At 71.0% G+C, this 14168-nt stretch carries 15 protein-coding genes and 1 tRNA gene; 8 read left to right on the top strand and 8 right to left on the bottom strand.

All coding sequences use genetic code 11. The features are described 5' to 3' along the window. Positions 1-3 precede the first annotated feature (3 nt). Complete coding sequence (locus EP757_RS41730) at positions 4-741, bottom strand: SDR family NAD(P)-dependent oxidoreductase (RefSeq protein ID WP_127553847.1); 738 nt, start codon at positions 739-741, stop codon at positions 4-6. Between the two features lie 93 nt (positions 742-834). Here EP757_RS41730 and EP757_RS41725 point away from each other — a divergent pair, with 93 nt between their 5' ends. Continuing rightward, on the top strand, positions 835-1416 hold the full coding sequence (locus tag EP757_RS41725) for a TetR/AcrR family transcriptional regulator (protein ID WP_127553846.1): 582 nt from the start codon (positions 835-837) through the stop codon (positions 1414-1416). On the opposite strand, the gene EP757_RS41720 is transcribed toward EP757_RS41725, so the two are convergent. Continuing rightward, the gene (locus EP757_RS41720; RefSeq protein WP_127553845.1) at positions 1413-1991 is read right to left on the bottom strand and encodes a DinB family protein; all 579 of its coding nucleotides are present in this window, start codon (positions 1989-1991) and stop codon (positions 1413-1415) included. The two genes, EP757_RS41725 and EP757_RS41720, sit on opposite strands and share 4 nt — an antisense overlap. Positions 1992-2031: 40 nt before the next feature. Then, entirely contained in the window at positions 2032-3045 is a 1014-nt protein-coding gene (locus tag EP757_RS41715; RefSeq protein ID WP_127553844.1) for a Glu/Leu/Phe/Val dehydrogenase dimerization domain-containing protein, read from the bottom strand. 79 nt (positions 3046-3124) lie between these two features. Here EP757_RS41715 and EP757_RS41710 point away from each other — a divergent pair, with 79 nt between their 5' ends. The 3 genes from EP757_RS41710 to EP757_RS41700 are packed head-to-tail and all read left to right on the top strand — an operon-like array spanning position 3125 to position 4956. Then, the gene (locus tag EP757_RS41710; RefSeq protein ID WP_127553843.1) at positions 3125-3583 is read left to right on the top strand and encodes an Lrp/AsnC family transcriptional regulator; all 459 of its coding nucleotides are present in this window, start codon (positions 3125-3127) and stop codon (positions 3581-3583) included. A gap of 9 nt (positions 3584-3592) precedes the next feature. Further along, complete coding sequence (locus EP757_RS41705; RefSeq protein ID WP_127553842.1) at positions 3593-4306, top strand: hypothetical protein; 714 nt, start codon at positions 3593-3595, stop codon at positions 4304-4306. Continuing rightward, positions 4303-4956 (top strand): HAD family phosphatase, encoded by a 654-nt coding sequence (locus EP757_RS41700; protein ID WP_127553841.1) that lies wholly within the window; start codon positions 4303-4305, stop codon positions 4954-4956. Before EP757_RS41705 ends, EP757_RS41700 begins: the two co-directional genes overlap by 4 nt. Here the strand turns inward: EP757_RS41700 and selD are convergent. Continuing rightward, positions 4946-5944, bottom strand: coding sequence for a selenide, water dikinase SelD (gene selD, locus EP757_RS41695; protein ID WP_127553840.1), 999 nt, complete (start codon positions 5942-5944; stop codon positions 4946-4948). The two genes, EP757_RS41700 and selD, sit on opposite strands and share 11 nt — an antisense overlap. A 91-nt stretch (positions 5945-6035) precedes the next feature. Between selD and EP757_RS43145 the strand changes: the two genes are divergently transcribed. From EP757_RS43145 to selB, 3 genes are all read left to right on the top strand, one after another. After that, positions 6036-6131 (top strand) — tRNA-Sec (locus EP757_RS43145). 17 nt (positions 6132-6148) lie between these two features. Continuing rightward, a complete protein-coding gene (locus EP757_RS41690; protein ID WP_197725487.1) occupies positions 6149-7552 on the top strand; it encodes an L-seryl-tRNA(Sec) selenium transferase in 1404 nt (467 codons plus the stop codon). A 1-nt stretch (position 7553) separates the two neighbouring features. Next, a complete protein-coding gene (gene selB / locus EP757_RS41685; protein ID WP_127553838.1) occupies positions 7554-9344 on the top strand; it encodes a selenocysteine-specific translation elongation factor in 1791 nt (596 codons plus the stop codon). Between the two features lie 37 nt (positions 9345-9381). On the opposite strand, the gene EP757_RS41680 is transcribed toward selB, so the two are convergent. The 3 genes from EP757_RS41680 to EP757_RS41670 form a co-directional block, all read right to left on the bottom strand. Beyond that, the gene (locus EP757_RS41680) at positions 9382-10002 is read right to left on the bottom strand and encodes a hypothetical protein (RefSeq protein ID WP_127553837.1); all 621 of its coding nucleotides are present in this window, start codon (positions 10000-10002) and stop codon (positions 9382-9384) included. A 72-nt stretch (positions 10003-10074) separates the two neighbouring features. Then, on the bottom strand, positions 10075-10764 hold the full coding sequence (locus tag EP757_RS41675; RefSeq protein ID WP_127553836.1) for a hypothetical protein: 690 nt from the start codon (positions 10762-10764) through the stop codon (positions 10075-10077). Positions 10765-10830: 66 nt separating this feature from the next. Continuing rightward, positions 10831-11337, bottom strand: coding sequence for a VanZ family protein (locus tag EP757_RS41670; RefSeq protein WP_160166026.1), 507 nt, complete (start codon positions 11335-11337; stop codon positions 10831-10833). A 140-nt stretch (positions 11338-11477) separates the two neighbouring features. On the opposite strand from EP757_RS41670, the gene EP757_RS41665 reads away from it, so the two are divergent. Further along, positions 11478-12767 carry an alpha/beta hydrolase gene (locus EP757_RS41665; RefSeq protein ID WP_127553834.1) on the top strand — a complete coding sequence of 430 codons (1290 nt, stop codon included), beginning with the start codon at positions 11478-11480 and terminating at the stop codon, positions 12765-12767. A 107-nt stretch (positions 12768-12874) separates the two neighbouring features. Here EP757_RS41665 and EP757_RS41660 read toward each other — a convergent pair whose 3' ends face one another. Further along, complete coding sequence (locus tag EP757_RS41660; protein WP_127553833.1) at positions 12875-14143, bottom strand: erythromycin esterase family protein; 1269 nt, start codon at positions 14141-14143, stop codon at positions 12875-12877. Positions 14144-14168 lie beyond the last annotated feature (25 nt).

The following is a 14168-nucleotide window of genomic DNA, read 5'->3' as shown; positions in this document are numbered from 1 at the left end:
CCCTCAGACCTGGCTTGCGCCGCCGTCGACGTAGATCTCGGCGCCCGTCATGTAGCTGCTGGCGCCGGAAGCCAGGAAGAGGACCGCGTTGGCGATCTCCTCCGGCTGCCCGAGCCGCTGCATCGGTACCCCGGACGCCAATCCTTTCAGCAACTGCTCGGCCGACGCCGGGTCCCCGGCGAGACCGCTCAGTCCCGGAGTGGCGATCGGTCCGGGCGCGATGCTGTTGACCCGGATGCCGCGGCCCACCAGTTCCGCCGCCCAGCTGCGGGTGAAGGAGCGCAGTGCCGCCTTCGTCGCGGCGTAGACACTGAACGCGCCCGCGCCCTTCACGTCGATGTTCGAGCTGGTCAGGATCACCGACGCGCCCGGCTTGAGCAGCGGAAGCGCCTTCTGCACGGTGAACAGCGTGCCGCCGACGTTGGTGTTGAACGTGGTCGCGTAGTGCTCCCAGGTGATGTCCGGAAGGGCAGCGAACTCGCCGCCGCCCGCGTTGGCGAAGACGATGTCGAGCTCGGTCAGGCCCGCGAAGAGCCGATCGAGGTCGTCCGGGTTCGCGACGTCCGCCTGCACGCCGGTGGCCCGCTCACCGATCGACGCCACCGCCTCGTCGAGGGCGTCCTTCCGCCGTCCGGTGATCACCACGCGGGCGCCCTCGGAGGCCAGCAGCCGCGCTGCCGCGAGGCCGATTCCCGAGGTCGCGCCGGTGATGAGCGCCGTCTTGCCGTCGAGCTGTCCCATGACTCCTCATTTCTGTACCGTTCGGTATTGAATAGGCTAGCACTTCTGTACCGATCGGTTAGAATGAGTTGGATCACTCAGGAGAGGGCTGGCATGGCGGAGCGCGGCAGACCGCGGGGATTCGACGCGGACGCGGCCCTGGACCGGGCCATCGAGGTGTTCTGGCGGCACGGTTACGAGGGGACCTCGCTGACCGACCTCACCGAGGCGATGGGCATCAACAAGCCGAGCATGTACGCCGCGTTCGGCAACAAGGAAGACCTGTTCCGCAAGGCGGTGGCCCGTTACGCGGAGGCGGACATGGCCTATGCCCGTGAAGCGCTGGAACAGCCCACGGCCCGGGCCGTCATCGAGTCGTTCCTGCGGGCCAACGCCGACGCGCTGACCCGCCCGGACCGCCCCGCCGGGTGCCTCTCCGTGCAGGGCGGTCTCGCCGGCGGAACCGGCAACGGGCACATCGCCGACTTCCTGGCCCAGAGCCGGGCCGGCGGCGAGAAGGCACTGGCTGATCGGTTGTCGCGGGCCACCGAGCTGCCACCGGAGGTCGATCCGGTGGCGCTGGCCCGCTACGTGATGGTGGTCAGCGAGGGGAACGCGGTCCACGCCGCGGCGGGCGCGTCACGAGCCGCCCTGCACGCGACAGTGGACATCGCCCTGCGGGCGCTTCCCGGCTAGCGCCGGAAGGTCTGCGCCAGGGCTTCGAGCCGGGCCCGGTACGCCGCCCACCAGTTCTGGTCCTCGTCCGGCAGGTTGCTGTTCTCCGCGCCGACGCCGGCCGCTCCGTCGATGAGCTCGCGGACCAGGTCGGCGTGGCCGGCGTGCCGGTGCGTCTCGGCGATCACGTGGACGAGGATGCGGTGCAGCGTGACCGTCCGGGTCTCCGGGCGCCACCACGGCACGCTGCCCTCGGCGCCCAGGTCGAGCGCCTCGATCGTGGCGTCCGAGTGTCGCCAGACCCGCTGGTAGAGCGCGACGACGTCGTCCCTGCTCTCGTCCGCCGTCGCCCACATGTCGGCGTTCGGCTCGGCGGTCATCTCCATCCACGGCAGTTGCTCCGGGAACGGGCGGCCGAAGACGGCGCCGAAGTATCCGGACTCGACCCCGGCGGCGTGCTTGACCAGGCCGAGCAGGTTGGTGCCGCTGTCCACTAGAGGGCGCCTCAGGTCGTACTCGGAGAGCCCCTCCAGCTTCCACACCAGGGCGGTGCGCCCTTCCTGCAGGTAGTCCTGAAGATCCACTTTGAAGTCCATGCCGAGCAGCTTGCCACCGCCGCGCCGGCGGCGAACCTCATTAACCGAGCCGCAGGCGGGCCGCGGTCCGGGCCGCCGCCAAGGGAGTCGTGCCGGTGGCCCGGGCCGACTCCAGGATGCCGGTGAGAGTGCTCGCGATGCCGGCGATCCGGGTCGTGGCCTGCTCGGTCGTCTCGTGGTGGAGTTCGACCGCGGTGGCGTGGATGATGCCGCCGGCGCTCACCACGAAATCCGGCGCCCAGAGGATGCCGCGTTCGTGCAGCAGAGCGGCCGTCTCCGGGGCGTCGAGCTGGTTGTTCGCCGGACCGGCGACGGCGGCGCAGCGCAACCGCGGGACCGTCGCCGGGGTGAGCAGGCCGCCCAGCGCGGACGGGACCAGGACGTCGGCCTCCGCGGTCAGGCACTCCTCCGGGCTCACCCAGGTCGCGTCGCCGGCGACGGCCCGCCGGGTCTCGTCCACGTCCGCCACGGTCAGGATCGCCCGCTCGGCGGCGAGCATCCGCAGCACGTGGGCGCCGACCCGGCCCAGGCCCAGCACGGCGAAGCGGCGGCCGCTCAGGACGGCTGATCCGAACCGGTCGGCGCAGATCGCTCGCAGGGCGGCCAGCACGCCGGTGGCGGTGTGCTCGGAGGAATCGCCGCTGCCACCGGCCGCGGCCGGGCGGCAGAAGACGTGACCGGTGCGCTCGGCGATGACGACCATGTCGTCCGGGCCGGTGCCGACGTCGGGGCCGGTCGCGTACCGGCCGCCGAGCCCGGCGATCACGTCGCCGACGTCGTGCAGGACGTCGCGGCGGGCGGCCGCGTCGAGGGTCCGGCCCGGTGGGAGGGCGACCACGGTCTTGCCGCCGCCGTGGGGGAGACCGGCCAGGGCCGCCTTGTCGGTCATCGCGGCGGACAGGCGCAGGGCGTCGGTGAGGCCGTCGCGCCAGTGCGGGTAGTGCGCGATGCGGCAGCCGCCGATCGCCTGGCCGAGGAGGGTCGAGTGGACGGCGACGATGATCGGCAGGGTGGATCGGGTGCCGCGGGTGACGGTGACGTTCTCGTGGTCCATGCCGGAGAAGATAGATTTTCGTACGGTACGAAAAGACTGCTGGCGAACGTCGTACAGAAAATGGGGTTGAATCCCGGTCGTGGACGAACTTGATTCGGTGATCGTGGAGTTATTGCAGCGCGATGCACGGCAGACGAACCGGGAGTTGGCCCGCGCGGCCGGCATCGCCCCGTCGACGTGCCTGGAACGGGTGCGCTCCCTCCGCGACCGTGGAGTGATCACCGGCTATCACGCGGAGATCAGCCTTCCGGCGCTGAACCGGGGAGTCCAGGCCCTCCTGCACGTCCAGGTGAGGCCGTTGAGCCGTACCGTGATCGAAGGTTTCAAGGCTTATGCGATGAGCCTGCCCGAAGTGGTGTCCGTGTTCGTGGTGACCGGCGGCGACGACTTCATGGTGCAGGTCGCAGTGCCGAGTGTGGACGCGCTGCACGCCTTCGTGATGGACAAGTTCAGCGGGCGGCGGGAGATCGTCGGGTTCCGCAGCTCGGTGATCTATCAGCACACCCGCAAGCAGGTCATCGAGGCTCTCGACGCGTAGGCTGCCGGCGTGCTCAGCATCGATGCCCTGGCCGTCGACGAGGCGGGGACCGTCCACGGCGTCTTTCCGGCCGGTGAACTGGTCTTCCCCGTGCCGGCCGATACGGTCCGGCGCCTCGACTCCCTGGTGCGCGCGGTGCTGGCCGCGACCCGGGTGGTCTCGGCCGCGGAGATCGAAGGCGGACGGCCGGGACGCCGGGGAGAGTGGCCCGCGGTGGACGAGCTGGTGGGATTCGTCCGGGAGCGGATGGCGGCTCTGGACCGGAGGACCGATGTCGTCGTGCGGAACAGCCTGAGGCGGGCCGCGGCCCAGCTCGATCACCCCTACGTCGGCGGCGCGGTCGCGGCGGGCATCCGGGAGCACGCCCGGGCTGTCGCCGCGCCGGGCTGGCGTCCGGATCTCGACCCCGGCGCGTGGGTTCCCGACCCGGTTCTCGCCGCCCGGCAGGTGGAGCAGCCCTATGTGACACCGGATGTCTCGGCACTGGTGCTGTTCGCCGCGCTCGGTGCGGTCGGGCCGGACGCGGAGGCGATGCCGTGGACGGACGCGCTGCGGGCGCTGCCCTGGCAGCGGCTGGGCGGCACGGAGGACGCCGAACCCGCAGCGGTGGCCCGCGGCGATGTGGTGGTCGGACTGTCGATCCACGACGACGTGGTGGACCGGCTGGACTACGCGGTCGCCGGCGGCCGCGCCCATCTCGCCGTCACGCTGGCGGACGCATGAGAGGGGCGGTGTTCTTCGACGTCGACGGCACGCTGGTCCCCGGTGGCAGCAGCGGGCAGCACCTCGCCGATCGGCTCGGGCACGGGGCGGTCTGCCGGGAGGCCGAGGCCGGCTACGACTCCGGGGCGCTCACCAACCAGGAAGCCTCGGTGATCGACGCGCGGGGATGGGCCGGGTGGACGCCCGCCGACGTGCGCGGATTCCTCGGCTCGCTGCCGCTCGTCGACGGGATCGCGGAGACCGTCGCGTGGTGCCGGGAACGGGACCTGCTGCCCGTCGTGACCACGCTGGCCTGGGACGCCGTCGGTTCGTATCTCTGCGACCGGTTCGGGTTCGCGGAGAGCTGCGGGCCGCGGCTGGAGATCGTCGGCGGCCGCTATACCGGCGAGGTGGCCGAGCACATCGACGAGTTCGGCAAGCGGGACTTCGCCCGGCGGGTCGCGGCTCGGGTCGGCCTCACGATGAACCGGTGCGCCGCCGTCGGGGACAGCCGGTCCGACCTGCCGCTCTTCGCCGATGCCGGGCTTGCCGTGGCGTTCAACGGGCAGCCCGCCGCCCGGGCCGCCGCGCACGTCAGCGTCGCCGGCGGGGACCTGCGTGCCGTCCTGCCCGCCCTGTCGGCATGGCAGGGCCGCGGCCCTACGGCCTGACGGTCACCGTCACGCCGTCCCTCGCCGGCAGCAGCTCGCCGATCACCGGGTAGCCCGGGACCTCGCCCGCCACGAGCAGGCCGCCCGAGGTCTGCGCGTCGGCCAGCAGGAGCAGCTCGTCCTCGCTGATCCCGGCCCGGTCGAGATGCGGGCGTACCCAGTCCAGGTTGCGTCGGGTACCGCCGCTGACGAAGCCGTCCCCCAAGGCCTCCCTGGCGCCGTCCAGGTAGGGGACCGCGCTCGCGTCGATCCGGGCCGTCACCCCGCTCGCCCGCGCCAGCTTGTGCAGGTGCCCCAGCAGACCGAAACCGGTCACGTCGGTGGCGCACCCCGCCCCCGCCTTGAGCGCCTCCTCGGACGCCTCCCGGTTCAGCCGGGTCATCGCCTCGATCGCCTGCGGGAACACCTCGCCGGTCTGCTTGTGACGGCTGTTCAGCACGCCGACGCCCAGCGGTTTCGTCAAGGTCAGCGGTGTCCCGGGCCGGCCGGCGTCATTGCGCATGATCCGATCCGGGTCGGCCACGCCGGTGACCGCCATGCCGTACTTCGGCTCCGGGTCGTCGACACTGTGACCACCGGCCACGTGACAGCCGGCCTCGCGGGCCACGTCCAGGCCGCCCCGCAGGACCTCGGCGGCCAGCTCCATCGGCAGTCTCTCCCGGGGCCAGCCCAGCAGGTTGACGGCTACGACGGGAGTGGCACCCATGGCGTAGACGTCGGAGAGGGCGTTCGCGGCGGCGATCCTTCCCCAGTCGTACGCGTCGTCCACCACCGGGGTGAAGAAGTCAGCGGTCGCGACCACCGCGGTGCCCGCCGCGATCCGGACCACCGCCGCGTCGTCGCCGTCGTCGAGGCCCACCAGCAGCTCGCCCGGGCCCTGCGGTCTCGCGCCGCCCACCAGACCGGCGACCACCGTCTCCAGCTCGCCGGGCGGGATCTTGCACGCGCAGCCGCCGCCGTGGGCGTACTGGGTCAGCCGGATCGTCACCTTCGCACTGTTTCACAGGTTCTCGCCGCCGGCTGTGTTCCGTTGCTGTGGTGGCGGGCGGTTTGTGGGGGATGCGGATACGGTGGGCGGCGGAGGCGTTCAGGTTGCTGGTGCTCCTCGCGGTCTTCAACACCGACGTGATCCGGGATCCGGGTCAGGCGGGTTCGATTCCCGTCCGCCTCCGCCACTGCACTGCCGGAAGGGATGGGTATGGATCCGCGGCGGCTCATTCCTCGTACGGACGTGGTGTTGTCCGATCCTCGCCTCGAAGCCGCCGCCGCGCGACTGGGGCGACCCGCCGTCAAGGCCGCGGTCGCCGACGCGCAGCGCAAAGCGCGCGAAGGAGTGATCGATCCCGGTCAGGTCGCTGACGCTGCCGTTGCCGGACTCCCGCTGGGGATGCGGGCGGTGCTCAACGCCACCGGTGTCGTGCTGCATACGAATCTCGGACGGGCCGCGCTGTCGGCCGCTGCCGTGGACGCCGTCGTGGAAGCCGCCGGCACCACCGATGTCGAGCTCGACCTGCGCACCGGGAAACGGGCTCGGCGAGGGCGGGACGCTCTGGCCGCTCTGGCCGCTGCGGTGCCCGAGGCGCAGGGCGTCCACGTCGTGAACAACGGGGCTGCGGCTTTGGTGCTCGTTGCTACGGCACTCGCTGCCGGGCGCGAGATCGTGATCAGTCGCGGGGAGATGGTGGAGATCGGGGACGGGTTCCGGCTGCCTGATCTCCTCGCGTCGACTGGGGCGCGGTTGCGGGAGGTCGGCACCACTAATCGGACGTCTGTCGACGACTATCGGAGCGCTGTCGGGCCGGAGACGGGCTTCATCCTGAAGGTCCATCCGTCGAACTTCACGATCAGGGGCTTCACGAAATCAGTCGAAATTTCGGAAATGTCGGGTGGGGGAGCTGCGGGGCCGGGAGCTGCGGGGCCGGGAGCTGCGGGGCCGGGAGCTGCGGGTCTGAGGGCTGCGGGGCCGGGAGCTGCGGGGCCGGGAGCAGTGGGGCTGGGAGTGGGAGCAGCGGGTCTAGGGGTGCCGATCGTTGCTGACATCGGGTCGGGGTTGTTGCGGCCTGATCCGCTGTTGCCGGATGAACCTGATGCGGAGAGCGTCCTCCGGGACGGCGCTGATCTGGTCGTCGCGAGTGCGGACAAGCTTCTCGGCGGGCCGCAGGCGGGGCTGCTGCTCGGGGACGCCGCGCTGATCGAGCGGCTTCGCCGGCATCCGCTTGCTCGGGCGCTGCGGGTGGACAAGCTGACTCTGGCGGCACTTCATGCGACGCTCGCCGGGCCGGTGACGCCTACCTGGCAGGCGCTTCGGTACGACGTCGACGAGCTGCGGAGACGTACCGAAGAACTGCACGGTCGCGTGGGTGCGGGAGACGTGGTCGCGTCGGTCGCCGTCGTCGGTGGGGGAGGAGCGCCCGAGCTGGAGCTGGCCTCCTGGGCGCTGGCGCTGCCCGCCGGGTTCGCGCAGCCGCTCCGTGAGGGGCATCCGCCGATCGTCGGCCGCGTCGAGCGGGGGCAGCTGCTGCTCGACCTGCGTTGCGTTCCGCCGGATCAGGACCACGCGGTGGCTGAGGCGGTGCGGTCGGTGGCGGGCGATTGAGGTGTACGTCGTAGCCACCGCCGGGCACGTCGATCACGGGAAGTCGACGCTGGTCCGGGCGCTGAGCGGGATGGAACCCGATCGCTGGGCCGAGGAGCGCCGCCGTGGGATGACCATCGACCTCGGGTTCGCCTGGACCACGCTCGGCAACGGTGAGACCGTTGCGTTCGTCGATGTGCCCGGGCATGAACGGTTCGTGCCGAACATGCTCGCCGGGATCGGCCCGGTGCCCGCCGCGATGATCGTGGTGGCCGCCGACGAGGGATGGATGCCGCAGTCGGCGGAGCATCTGGCGGCGCTGGACGCTCTGGACGTCCGGCACGCGCTGCTGGTCGTGACGCGTTCCGACCTGGCCGACCCGCGCCCGGCCACCGAACAGGCCCTCGCCGAGATAGCGCGGACCTCCCTGGGCCTGGCCGCGAACCGGGCAGCCGGCGAAGGGGCCGCCGGGGGCAGGGGCGTGGAGGCCGTCGCTGTCAGCGGGCTCACCGGCGCCGGGCTGCCCGAACTGCGTGCGGCTCTGCAACGGCTCACCGCGCGCCTGCCGGAACCGGACCCCACGGTCCCCGTCCGGCTCTGGGTCGATCGGGCGTTCACCGTCAAAGGGGCCGGCACGGTGGTGACCGGAACACTCGGCGGCGGGGTGCTGCGCAAGGGCGACCAGCTGGAACTCGGCGGTACGGCGGTGACGATCCGTGGCATGCAGACCCTCGGTGAGCCCGCGGACCGTGTCGAGGCGGTGGCCCGGGTCGCCGTCAACCTTCGCGGCGTGGACCGGCAGGCCGTCGGCCGGGGCAGTGCGCTGCTGACCCCGAGGCGGTTCCGGCATGCCGATCTGATCGATGTACGGATCCACGGCGACCAGCCGAAATCGTTGCCGTCGACGCTGACCCTGCACGTCGGCTCGGCGGCCGTCGCGGTCGCCGTGCGGCCCCTCGGCGACGACACGGCACGGCTGCGGCTGACCCGCCCGCTGCCGCTGCGGATCGGTGACCGGGCACTGCTGCGGGACCCCGGGCGGCATCACGTGGCCGGAGGCGTGACCGTTCTCGACGTGTCCCCGCCGGCGCTGACCAGGCGGGGAGCGGCGGTCCGGCGAGCGGCCGAGCTGGCCGTGATGACCGGCGTTCCGGATCTGGCAGCCGAGCTGGGCCGTCGCAGGCTGATCCGCGGCATCGAGCTGACCGGCATGGGCGTTCCGCTGGACGGCGTGGACCCGGTGACCGGTGATTGGTACGCCGATCCTGGTTACTGGGATGCCAAAGGGGAGCAGATGCGTGCGGAGCTCTCCTCGTACAAGATGAAGAACCCCCTCGAACCGGGCGCTCCGATCGAAGCCCTCCGGCACCTCCTCGATCTGCCCGACCGCGACCTGGTCACCGCCTTGATCAAACCACCGCTGCGGATCATCGCCGGACGAGTCGCCGAGGCGACCACCAAGGCTCCGGAAGTCCTGATGACGGCGGTGAATCGGGCGTTCGAAGGGATCCCGCCCTTCGTGGCTCCGGAAGCCAACGATCTCGCCGCGCTCGGGCTGGGGCCGAGGCAGATCGCCGCGGCCGCCCGCGAAGGCCTGGTCGTCAAGATCGCCGACAACGTGATCCTCAGACCGGAGGACCCGGAACGAGCTGCGGAAACCCTGGCGGGAATTCCGCAGCCGTTCACCCTGAGCGAGGCGCGCAAGGCCCTCGGTACCACCCGCCGGGTAGCGGTCCCGCTCCTCGAACTGCTGGACCGGACAGGCCTCACGAGAAGACTCCCGGACGACCGGCGGATGACGTCATCGCACTGAAAAGGCCGCCCTCATCGAGAAGGCGGCCTTTCCGGCATCAGCGAGCGGCGACCTGCATGACCATCGTCGGCGAGTTGCGGGCGTGCTCCGCGGTCCACCGGTGCGCGATCCGGAACACGTCGTGCTCGGTGATCTCGTGGCCGGTGTGGGTGTTGTACGCGTGCTTCTCGGCCCGCTTGACCAGGCGGAGCACGTCGGAGACCGAACCGGGGTGCTCGCGGCAGAGCTTCACCGCGATCCGGAACTGGCGGTCGGTGATCGGCATCAGGTACTCGCGCATGCCGGCCCGCCAGGCCCGGGGGTAGACCAGGTAGCCGGCCGGGAGGTTGCCGGGGCCGCCGATCGGGTCGAGCACCGACAGCTTGTTGACGTGCACCGATTCGGCGTTCAGCGCGGTGTAGGCGAAACCGGCGATGGCGAGCGCCACCACGATCCCGAAGGCGAGCATCGGGTTGCCGGTGCCGGCCCCGATGGTCACGCCGATGACGGCGAGCATCATGCCGCCGGCGACCAGCAGCGGGCCGCTGCCGCCGCCGGAGTCCTTCGCGCCATGGTGCGCGTCGTCGATGAGCTTGTCGATGACGCTGTTCAGCAACTCGTCCTGAGGCTGCCAGCGGTCTTCGCGCAGGGGCACACCACGTGTCGTGGTCTGATTCATTGAGGGGGGCATCCTTTCCTTCCGCAACGGCCCGCCAGATCGGCGGCCGGGACGCCGGGTGAAGGAAAAGGGTCAGGCCAGAAGTGACTCCCTCATCTGCTTGCCCGGGTTCCACTGCCCGACGAACCGGCTGATCGCCGGGTCGAGGACGTCGACGGACGCGTTGGAGCGCATCTGCTCGCGCACCGGCGGCGGCAGCGGCGGCGGGTCGGACATCTCGGCGCGGACCTCGGTCGCGGCGGTGATCAGCCCGGCCGCGAGTTCGGCGCCGTGGGTGTCGACGAGGACCCGGCCGTACTGCCACCCGGCCACCGTCAGGTCGAGCACCTCGAACATGTGGGCGAGCAGCGGTTCGGGTTCGGTCACCCGTACCGTCTGGCGGGCCTGTGAACCCACGGCCGTGACCGCCGCGGAAACCTGGATGTACGGATGCAGGCGCTGCCCGAAGAGCGGGGAGCGCAGCCGCTTGCCGGCGCTCTTCCACAGCGTGCGGTAGTTGGTCCGGTCGGCCACCAGGCCGAGCTCGGCGGCCTGCACCACCACCGAGGCGTGGGCGGCCTCGGCGAACTCGCGCAGGATCTCGGTGGCGACCATGACGCCGTCGGCGCCTTCGAGCAGGCCGGTTATCTCGGCTGCCTGGTCGCCGAAGGGGGTGGTCTCGTGGTTGCCGAATCGCTGACGGACGTCCTGGAGCAGTTCCTGCTGCAGGGCGGGATCGTGCTGGACGCGCCGCTTGCGCAGCCCGAGCCGGAGAAACCGCATATAGCCTCGCCTCACCGCTTGCCGAACGCAGCAAATGCTAGTCGAGGTGCTCCGGACCCTTGTGGATCAGGTGGCCGACACCAGCCTAACCGAGATCGCACGCCACGCCAGGAACCCGAGCACACCACCGATCGTGTTGGCGATCAGGTCGTTCACGTCGGCCTGCCGGCCGCTGCTGACCAGCACGTTCGTCAGGAATTGGACGACTTCGATCGCGGCGCTGCAAGCCAGCGCGGTGAGGGCGATCTGCCGGGCGGTGCGGGTGCGATCGGTGACGGCCAGCAGGGCGCCGAGCGGAAGGAACATCACGATGTTGGCGACGAACGTCACTACGTCGATGGTCAGTACGGGAAGCCAGTTGCCCTTCTCGTACCAGGCGGTCCGGTTGGCGTGGTCGCCGGTCGCGATCTGCAGGGGCAGCATCGTCACGGCGAGCACGGCCAGCCCGTACGCGGCGGACAGCCAGCCGATCAGCAGCCGGCCGAGGTCGGTGCGCAGCCGCCACCAGGTCACGACGAACAGCACCGCGGCGAGCGGGAGGAGCACGGGAAGGGCGGGGATCTCAGTCTGCATGCCGGACATGTCTCCATGATCGACAAGCCGGCGCAGCGCCACATCTCTCCGGGGGCGGAAGCCGGTCGGCCGAAAGTCGTATACGGCCGCGGTTTCAGCACCTAGAGTGCAATAACCACCGTCATCTATCGGGAGGGTCAGTGTTGATTGCTCGCCGAAAACTGTTCGCACTGCTCACCGGCGTCGTTCTCGGTGCGGCCGGGCTGAGTGCCCCGGCCGCCGCGCACCCGGTGAATCCACTTCGTCCCGTCGTCTTCGTGCACGGCAGCGCCGGTTCGGCGATGCAGTTCCGCACGCAGGCGAAACGCCTCGCCGGCAACGGGTACCCGGCCCGGATCATCGAGGCCCACGAGTACGACTCGCCGAACATCGCCACGATCCTGCCCCAGGTGTACGCCGGTCTGGACGCTCGCATCGACCGGCTGCTCGCGGAGACCGGGGCCGACCGGGTCGACCTGCTCGCGCACTCGCTCGGCACGTTCGTCATGCAGGGCTACCTGAACAGCTCGCCGGCCCGGGCGGCGAAGGTCGCGCACTACGTGAACCTCGACGGGCGTCCCGCCGCCGCCCAGCCCGGTGGGGTCCCGACCCTGGCGATCTGGGGCGAGGGCGACCCGGCCCGCACGGTCGCCGGCGCCACCAACGTCTCGTTCCCCGACCAGTCGCACACCCAGACGGTCTCGTCGGTGGAGACGTTCCGCGAGTTCTACCGGTTCTTCACCGGCCGGTCGCCGCGGACCACGGCGCTGATCCCGGACCGGCACCCGCAGGTCTCCGGCCGGGCCGTGCTCTTCCCCAGCAACGCCGGGGTCGAGGGCGCGACGGTCGAGGTCTACCCCCTCGACCCGCGGAACGGTCACCGTCTCACCCGCCGACCGGTCGCCGTCCGGCCGGTGGCAGCCGACGGCGCGTTCGCCCCGATCCCGGTCGACCCGCGAGCCCGCTACGAGTTCGCCCTGGTCCGGGCCGGGCAGGCGGTGCACCACTTCTACTTCGAGCCGTTCCGCCGTACCGACACGTTCCTGCGCCTGCTGACGAGCCGCCCCGGCGAGGGCATCGGCGCGCTGGTGCAGACCAGCGACAAGCACACCGCGCTGACGTTCCAGCGGCAGAAGGAGTGGTGGGGCGCCGAAGGCGACAGCCTCGTCGTCAACGGCACGAACATCCTCAACGGCGCCACCGCCCCACGCGCCAAGCGGGTGATCGGCGTCTTCGCCTTCGACGCCGGCCTGGACCGCACCTCGCAGTTGGCCGAACCGCTTCCCGAGTTCTTCGCCATCACCTTCATGACCGGAATCGACCACTACATCCCGGCTCGCGGGACCACCTCGATCGTGGTGCGGTCGCGGGGCGGTGGCATCACCTATCTGCCCATCCCGGCCTGGAAGTCCAGTGATCACCGGGTGAGCCTGGAGATCGACGACTACTAGTCACGGCTCGGCTGTGCCACAGCGCGACATTTCGGGCGTCGGCCCGGCGCTGTGGTGCAGCCGGTCGCGGGGACGGCTCCGGCGTACAGCCGGGCGGCCGGGTCGACCTAGACGCCGGACGGGTAGGTCTCCGGCTCGTGGACGTCGATGTGGGCCATCTGCAGCGGGCTGACCGCCGTCGTGGCGTCGAACCAGCAGAAGGCGTCATAGCGGTCGCCGAGGATGGTGGGGACCCAGTTGCCGGACTGCTCGGCCTCGGGGTGGTAGACCACGCCGATCGCCCGGTGCTTCAACGGCCGGGTCAGGAAGTCCGGGCGATCCGCGCGAGGGAAGACGAACAGCGACCGGGCCGGCGCCGACGAGTGCAGCAGCGCCTCCAGCGAACGGCGGCGGGCGGCCGGGACCGTCATCTCCCGCATCGGCGCGCCCCAGCCGTCGCCGGCCGTCACGGTGCCGTGATGGGTGCCGTACCCGACCAGGACGACGTCGTGCGGGCCGTACCGCTCCCGGCCCAGCTGACCGATGTTGACCATGCCGGCGCTACCCATGTCGGTGTACCGGGCGTCGCCCACGTGCGTGTTGTGCGCCCACACGACGGCTTTCGCCGCCGGGCCGTAGTGCCCCATCAGCCGGTCCAGGGTGTCGTCCATGTGCCGGTCGCGGACGTTCCATGATTCACGGCCGCCGCGGACCATCGCGCGGTAGTACCGTTCCGCCCCGGCGACCACGGCGGCGTTCTGCACGAGTCCGAGATCGGCCCGTTCCCGCAGCGACGCGAGCAGGCCTATCACCTCGATCTCACAGCTGACGGGTACGAAGCGGGTCGCGAGCGCGTACTGCTGGGCGTCCTCCTGGAACGGCTCGAAGCAGCGGTACGCCGACAGCGCCACCTCGACCTGATCCGGATCGTGTTCCCGCAGGTGAGTGAGGATCTCCCGGAGTGATTCCCAGAGCGAGTAGACGTCCAGCCCGTGGAAGCCGGCCCGCTGCGACGGTTCCCGGGAGGCGTTGTGGCCGCGCAGCCAGCGGGCGAACTCGACGACCTCCTCGTTCGCCCACATCCAGGTCGGCCAGCGTTCGAAGGTGAGCAGCGCCTCCCGGGGATCGTCCGGTGCTCCCGGCATCAGCCGGACCGCCCGGTCGACGCGGTCGCAGTCCGGCCAGTCGCCCTCCACCGCGACGAACCCGAAGTCCTTCTCGGCGATCAGGCGCCGGGTCAGTGCGGCACGCCAGGAGTAGAACTCGTGGGTGCCGTGGGTCGCCTCGCCGAGCATGACCACGTGGGCGTCGCCGATCCGATCCAGCAGCGGATCCAGGTCGGCCGCGCGGGAAAGCGGGGTCGCCAGCGCTGCCACATCCTCCTCAGAACGTCCCATGAGTCGCCCCTGACATGCGAAGACA

The organism is Actinoplanes sp. OR16 (genome assembly GCF_004001265.1).
Lineage (GTDB): Bacteria > Actinomycetota > Actinomycetes > Mycobacteriales > Micromonosporaceae > Actinoplanes.
The sequence above is the reverse complement of the archived record's forward strand: the minus strand, read 5'-3'. Positions and strand labels throughout refer to the sequence as shown.

What these genes read in the sequence shown, in the direction of transcription:
- EP757_RS41730 (WP_127553847.1), bottom strand. Translation starts at nt 741, where the DNA reads ATGGGACAGCTCGACGGCAAGACGGCGCTCATCACCGGCGCGACCTCG.
- EP757_RS41725 (WP_127553846.1), top strand. Translation starts at nt 835, where the DNA reads ATGGCGGAGCGCGGCAGACCGCGGGGATTCGACGCGGACGCGGCCCTG.
- EP757_RS41720 (WP_127553845.1), bottom strand. Translation starts at nt 1,991, where the DNA reads ATGGACTTCAAAGTGGATCTTCAGGACTACCTGCAGGAAGGGCGCACC.
- EP757_RS41715 (WP_127553844.1), bottom strand. Translation starts at nt 3,045, where the DNA reads ATGGACCACGAGAACGTCACCGTCACCCGCGGCACCCGATCCACCCTG.
- EP757_RS41700 (WP_127553841.1), top strand. Translation starts at nt 4,303, where the DNA reads ATGAGAGGGGCGGTGTTCTTCGACGTCGACGGCACGCTGGTCCCCGGT.
- EP757_RS41690 (WP_197725487.1), top strand. Translation starts at nt 6,149, where the DNA reads ATGGGTATGGATCCGCGGCGGCTCATTCCTCGTACGGACGTGGTGTTG.
- EP757_RS41680 (WP_127553837.1), bottom strand. Translation starts at nt 10,002, where the DNA reads ATGAATCAGACCACGACACGTGGTGTGCCCCTGCGCGAAGACCGCTGG.
- EP757_RS41675 (WP_127553836.1), bottom strand. Translation starts at nt 10,764, where the DNA reads ATGCGGTTTCTCCGGCTCGGGCTGCGCAAGCGGCGCGTCCAGCACGAT.
- EP757_RS41670 (WP_160166026.1), bottom strand. Translation starts at nt 11,337, where the DNA reads ATGCAGACTGAGATCCCCGCCCTTCCCGTGCTCCTCCCGCTCGCCGCG.
- EP757_RS41660 (WP_127553833.1), bottom strand. Translation starts at nt 14,143, where the DNA reads ATGGGACGTTCTGAGGAGGATGTGGCAGCGCTGGCGACCCCGCTTTCC.